The following is a 2,380-nucleotide window of genomic DNA, read 5'->3' as shown; positions in this document are numbered from 1 at the left end:
GAAGACCGGAATCTTGCGATATGACCTCAGCGCGGTGACCCGCTCCCGTGTCCAGCGATTGCCATTGCCGGTCGTCAGTCCGTTGCGATTGAGGACACCGGCAATCACATCATCATTGGCGATCAAGACGAGCTGTCTGACAGCGTCGACAATGTCGTCAGGGGTCGCGTTTCTTTGGCCACGGCGTCGCTTCGGCAGGCGCAGCTCGGTGTGGACGCCTCCAACCCAATGAATGACGAGGACGATCTCAGAGGTTCCATCATCGAGATCGGCGACCACTTCATTGATGAGCGTGCGCACGATGCGCTTCTTCAGCCTTGCATCGGTTGTCGGCGCCGTCCAGACGGTGCGAAGGTTTCCCGCAAGTGCGGTTACCTGTGATGCGGACATGGGGAACGGCTGCGGCGTAACTGTCCGATGTTTGGCAATCCTGGCCTCGATCTCGCCGACGCGTGCGAGTGTCTTATTCCAGCGCGCTTCGAGCTCAGACGTTACAAGTCTGTTCTCCGGATCGGCCGCGTCATATTGCCGGAATGCCCGGTCGGCTCCATAGCGTGCTGCCTCGAGGTCGCGAAGCAGGACATCCTGAACCTGATCGCGTTGGCTGGCCATATTGCGTTCCGCCTCGATGGCGGCGGCAATGGCTCCTGGTTCGACCACGCCGAGCAGCGCCTCCTCGATCGCATCATCGACCCGCAGACCGCCGAAGGCGATGCAACGTGGTTCGCCATTATCGAGTAGACCGCGCCAACAGGAATAGCGCGGGATGTTATGGTTGGCGCCTGTGTAACGAACCGTCAGCTTCCGGTCGCACCTTTTGCAGCGGAACAGACCGGCAAGCAGAGCGTCGCCATGCTTCGGCGCTCCATGATGGCGACTGGCCGGTACATTGTCGCTGACCATCTTGCGGATCTCCTCCGCCCGTTCCCAACTGATGTAACCTTCGTGCGCGTCCGGGATCAGGGCAAGCCATTCATCACGCGCCTTGCGGCGAATTCCAGATCGGCCATCGTATCCCGGTACGGAACGACTCTTACCATAAGCATAAGCGCCGCCGTAGATCGGGTTCGCAATCATCCGGTGGATGGTGGCATAATTTGGCCTGCGCCAGATGACGTCACCGTTGGCGCACCTGACGGGCAGGTCCAACCCCTGCTCAAGGAACCATAGCAAGGCCTGCCGGGCACTCCCGAGTTCGGTGACCTTGTTGAAGACGAGTGCGATGGCTTCCTGGATGCGTCGGTCGGGATCCTTCTCGATCCTATCACCGGCCTTTACGAAGCCGGCCGGAACAGTGACGACGAGCTCACCGCGGCGAGCCTTCTCATAGCGGGCGGAAAGGGAACGCTGACGCAAGAGATCGAGTTCATATTCGTTGAGGCTGCCCTTCAAACCCAAGAGCAGGCGGTCGTTGCCCTGGCGGGGCGCATAAACTGCTTCCTGATCGACCAGGACGGTATCGACAACGCGGCACATCTCGATGAGTTGCTGCCAATCGCGGCTGTTCCGGGCGAAGCGCGATACCTCACGCGCGGCCACGGCGCCGACCTTGCCAAGGCAGACTTCCGCCACCATCCGATCAAATCCAGCGCGRGTCACGCCGCCGGCGGCCGAACGACCAAGGTCGTCGTCCACCGTTTCTATATGTGACCATCCAAGCGCTGCCAGACGGTCGCGCATGGCGTATTGGAGGGCGCTGCTCTCTCGATTGTGCAGAACCTGGTGAGCCGAGGACTGCCGAACATAGAGGATGGCCTTCCGCTCCAGATGATGCGGCCCGATCTTCTCATGCATCATGACCGGCCTCCTTCTGTTGGGAGGCATGTCCGCACTTTGCGTGATCGACGAACAGCCGCACGATGAGCACCGTCAACGCTTGGCGGGTCTCCTCCGGCAACTCCGGCCATTGCGGCGTCCCTGCCGTCTTTCCCCGCTGCGGGGCCGAGAACAGATCGAACTGGCATGTCATGGGCTGGCGAGGCATGAACATCTCTCCGACTCGTTTCGTGAGAGACCAATGCTGCGCCCATTACCGAAGATTGCGATGAGGCATCAGCGTCCTTCAGCAATCTTGCCAAAATATGCAGGCTTGCGAGATCGACGTGCGGAACCGGCAGGCTGCGCCAACAACCACTCACTGATCGGTCGAACATCCACGACGGGACCTCAAGAAGTCGACCAGAAGAAGAACCAGAAAGGCTGCAGCGGAAAATATGCGTCCCTTTGGACACCGAATCATGCACGTGAACGAGCCGCCTGGACCAGGGATGCCACGGATACAAAAGCTCGCGAACCTCGGTCCCGTGGGTGTTCTGTCGTCGTGTTGTACAACAGCCGACGCCCACATTCATCCCTTGACCGGAAGACGCCGGATCAGGCC

General features: G+C 60.3%; 2 protein-coding genes. Both read right to left on the bottom strand.

Going from position 1 to position 2,380, the window contains the following annotated elements:
* The coding region (locus AC1D35_RS35625) for a recombinase family protein (RefSeq protein ID WP_477942670.1) at positions 1-1,797 on the bottom strand (1,797 nt) is incomplete at its 3' end.
* Complete coding sequence (locus AC1D35_RS35620; RefSeq protein ID WP_041936667.1) at positions 1,787-1,984, bottom strand: hypothetical protein; 198 nt, start codon at positions 1,982-1,984, stop codon at positions 1,787-1,789. The genes AC1D35_RS35625 and AC1D35_RS35620, both read right to left, overlap by 11 nt.
* Between the last annotated feature and the right edge of the window lie 396 nt (positions 1,985-2,380).

This window comes from Rhizobium sp. P1_E6, from assembly GCF_056405875.1.
This window is presented reverse-complemented; position numbering and strand designations above follow the sequence as displayed.